Raw genomic sequence first — 3,546 nt, forward strand, 5'->3', positions numbered from 1 at the left:
TCTGTAATCCATTAAATCAAGCTCCTACTGGTGAACGGTTACTCAATTTTTAATCACAACCGTGTTGGCTGTAGTTTGTGCAAGAGCCATAGGTTTAAGCGAAGGGGACATCCCTGTGTTGGCCATCGTGATCCCTGCGCTGTGGATTTTACCGCAAGGGGGCGTCGCGGGTGTGTTGCTACTGGCCGCAATGACCGCTTACGGTTTCACTTTATCTTATCAGCCGATCGCCCTTTCTGTCAGTGTTTGGGTGCTACTCCCGTTGTTGATGGTGGTCTTTTCTAAACGCAGTAGCATGGGAGTCATCTTGGTCAGCGCGTTAATCGTACTGACGTTGCAAGTTGGGATCATCGTTACGCAATCGGCCGGAAAATTGGGTGGTACGGGTTGGCTTACTGTTATTCAGACTCTTTCTGTTATCGTTGTTTGGTGGTCGGTTGCGCACTGGAAACCATCCAATAAGCACCGTTGGTGGGCGTTAGGGCTACTGCTACCACTATGGATGGCCGATTTCTCGTATGCGGTGTTAGTTGCGTTAAGCATTACTGGCATTATGGCGTCGATGGAAAGTTTAACCCAATCCAAACCAGTCGCAGTGAATTGGAATGGTTTGTTATGCTGGACACTTCCAACGGTAGGTTTTGCAAGCTTAGTCGTCTCGCCCACAAGTGACGTACCAAACCCAGTATTCGTGGTTTGGATCTGTTTACTGGTTACCGCTTGGATGACCGATTATCTACTCAAGAGCACCGAAGAGCAGCTAGAATAATCAAGGTTAGAAGATAGGTAACACGAATGCTAAGTCGAGTCGTGTTTACTCGTATCATTAAGACGATTGATATATAGAAAATCACGAATACTTATGATTAGTAAAATACTTATGATTAGGAATAGGACAGGTACGCGGCATTGGTGATCTAACAGATTTGTTCAAATGGTGGTCACTTAAAACAAAAAGCTTGAATCCATTGGTATTTCGGCTTGCAATCATCACTATGATGCTTGATAATCGCCGCACTCTCTGGCTAGTGAGCCAAGAAAACAAATCAATGGAGGCCCTGGTCCTCCCGCAACACTAACTTGTGAACTCGGTCAGGCCCGGAAGGGAGCAGCCGCAGCAGGCGACGTGTGTGCCGGGATGTGGCTGGGGCTTCCACCCTTCTGAAGTACCCTTTTAAAATCAACACCTTAGCTTGTTAAGCTGCAGTAGAAAAATCAGCCATTACAAATCTTTAATGGCTGATTTTATATTATGTTAGTGACGGCAGCTTTGGAATAAATCCAGATTAGAGTCGTAAGCTTCAGTTTTGACATCCATTATGCCAAGCATGGAGTGGAACACATGATCTTGTGAGTAGCTTTTCTCTTGAGCGTGTTTTTTTATGCAGTCAGTATCAATGGATTTTCCTTGTTTAAAACCTTGAGACATCCACACCATCATCGGTACTTGAGTTTGAGTAATGGGCGCCAGAGAATAAGGCATACCATGTAAGAACAGTCCATTTTCACCTAATGACTCACCGTGATCAGAAATATAGAAAAGCGCGGTATTGTATTTTCCTTCCAAGTTTTTTAGCTTTTCAATGGTTTGTGCCATGAAAAAGTCAGTATATAAAATCGTATTATCATAGCTATTTACAATTTGTTCTACGCTGCAGTTTTCGATATCAGCGCGTGGACAATCAGGTTGAAATACGGCCATTTCTTTCGGATAACGCTGGAAATAAGTGGGGCCATGGCTACCAATTAAATGCATAAGCAACATCCGGTTGCCGTCCATATTTTCACTGTGTTGCTCAAAATTTTCTAACATCGCCATGTCGAAGCAGGTATTTCCATTACACATTCCATCAATACGGTTGCGATTAATTTCGAATTTGTTGATATTTTTAGCGACGTCTTTATCGCCACCATCATTTTCTATCCAAAATAAATCGATTCCAGCCCGCTTCAGTATGTCTAAAACGTTATCTTGGTTGTCAGCGACTTGGCGCTTATAGTTATCTTTATTTAAAGACGAAAACATGCAGGGGACTGAAACTGCAGTAGATGTTCCGCAAGATCTGACATCTTGAAATGAGATGATATCCAACTCTTTTGTATATTGATTAGTTGGGCGAGCATAACCGTTAAGCTCATAGTTTTGTGAACGAGCGGTTTCACCCAACACAAATACCATTAAAATGGGTTTATTCTGTGCAGTCGCAAGCGCTTCCGGTGTCTGTGTTGCATCTAACCCTATTTCTTTATAGATGATGGGGGCCTCTAAATAGGTGCGATTGACATATTTAGCGATGCTGTAAACAAGGTGGGTAGGGATAATCAATTGGTTTAGATGACTATTATTCCGCCCTACAGATGCATAATCCTGATAATACATCATAGCAACAGTGCCAATTACAACGAGAGATAGAGCCATGGATATTAATTTTTTACTAATAAGACTAACCACCGACTTAGCTTTTTTTATTGGCGTTGCCAGCAGTACTAACGCAGGAATAATGCCCATTCCAGTAATCCACAGTACGGAGTAAAGGCTTAGGTAAGAACTTGCTTCACTCGAGTCAGTTTCTATGATGTTAGTGACCATATCTGAATCAAACAGCGTACCGTAATTGAAGCCCGCATAACTCACCGCCGCAGAGAGCAAAATTAAAATGGCAAAAAACGGTTTGGTGATCCATGGCCAACTGATTAGATTAAACAGGAAGTTAAAAGTTGCCAAAAAGAAAATGGGTATAGAAATAACAAAGCCTATTTTTACTCCATCAAGCCGAGAAAATATTTCGTTGAGTGCTGAGTAAACAGGTAGGTTGACTATAACAACAAAATACAGTGCTAGGAAGAAACTAATACCTACATAAGAAAACGAATAATTTTTAAACAATAATTTCATTCAACATACCAAGATAAAAAACCATGTAAACACAGCAAAAAGTAGCGCAATCAAAACAGCGGCAGACCCTATATCTTTGGCTCTGCCACTGAGTTCATGCCACTCACTACCCACGCGGTCAACTACAGCTTCAATGGCTGAATTTATCAGTTCCACGATAACGATTAGCACTAGACTGCCTATCATTATTAACTGTTCTAATTTGTTGATAGGTAAGGCAAAAGTAACCTAAATTAGAATGGCAGAGGTGATGATCTCTTGCCTAAATGCGGCTTCATTTTTCCATGCAGCTTGAAGCCCTTTTATTGAATAACCGGTAGCGTAAAATAAACGACTCATTCCTGTACGGCCTGGTTTCATAAACTTAATAACCTATTAATAATACTCTGAATAAAAGCGTCGAATAAAAGCGTCGATTACTTTTATTCAGAGTATTGAACATTCGAATATTTTAAATTATAAAATACTATTGATAGAAATAATTGTAATTTATTGTCTTGGGAGTGTAATTTTTTGTCATTAATATTGAATAATCTGAATTTAAATGCTTTAGTTAGATCAGAAACACCAAGTTATGCCCTTTCTATATTTTATGGGTTGGTGTTCTCTATTATTCTTAAGGAACACTTAAGAAACTTGGTCGTGACTCC

1 protein-coding gene, 1 other RNA gene and 2 pseudogenes are annotated in these 3,546 nt (G+C 40.6%); 2 read left to right on the plus strand and 2 right to left on the minus strand.

Annotation, left to right across the window (positions count from 1 at the left end; genetic code table 11):
• Positions 1-43: 43 nt before the first annotated feature.
• Positions 44-769: pseudogene (locus VOR_RS0107955) on the plus strand (VP0952 family biofilm-associated protein); the annotation flags it as partial.
• 287 nt (positions 770-1,056) lie between these two features.
• Positions 1,057-1,153: signal recognition particle sRNA small type (ffs, locus tag VOR_RS18340), an RNA gene on the plus strand.
• 102 nt (positions 1,154-1,255) lie between these two features.
• Here ffs and VOR_RS0107960 read toward each other — a convergent pair.
• Both VOR_RS0107960 and VOR_RS17785 read right to left on the minus strand, forming a co-directional pair.
• Positions 1,256-2,896: a phosphoethanolamine transferase gene (locus VOR_RS0107960; protein WP_010319183.1), complete on the minus strand. Its 1,641-nt coding sequence runs from the start codon at positions 2,894-2,896 to the stop codon at positions 1,256-1,258.
• Positions 2,897-3,256, minus strand: a pseudogene (locus VOR_RS17785) (diacylglycerol kinase).
• Between the last annotated feature and the right edge of the window lie 290 nt (positions 3,257-3,546).

It is taken from the genome of Vibrio ordalii ATCC 33509 (genome assembly GCA_000257205.1).
Lineage (GTDB): Bacteria > Pseudomonadota > Gammaproteobacteria > Enterobacterales > Vibrionaceae > Vibrio > Vibrio ordalii.

What these genes read in the sequence shown, in the direction of transcription:
- VOR_RS0107960 (WP_010319183.1), bottom strand. Translation starts at nt 2,896, where the DNA reads ATGAAATTATTGTTTAAAAATTATTCGTTTTCTTATGTAGGTATTAGT.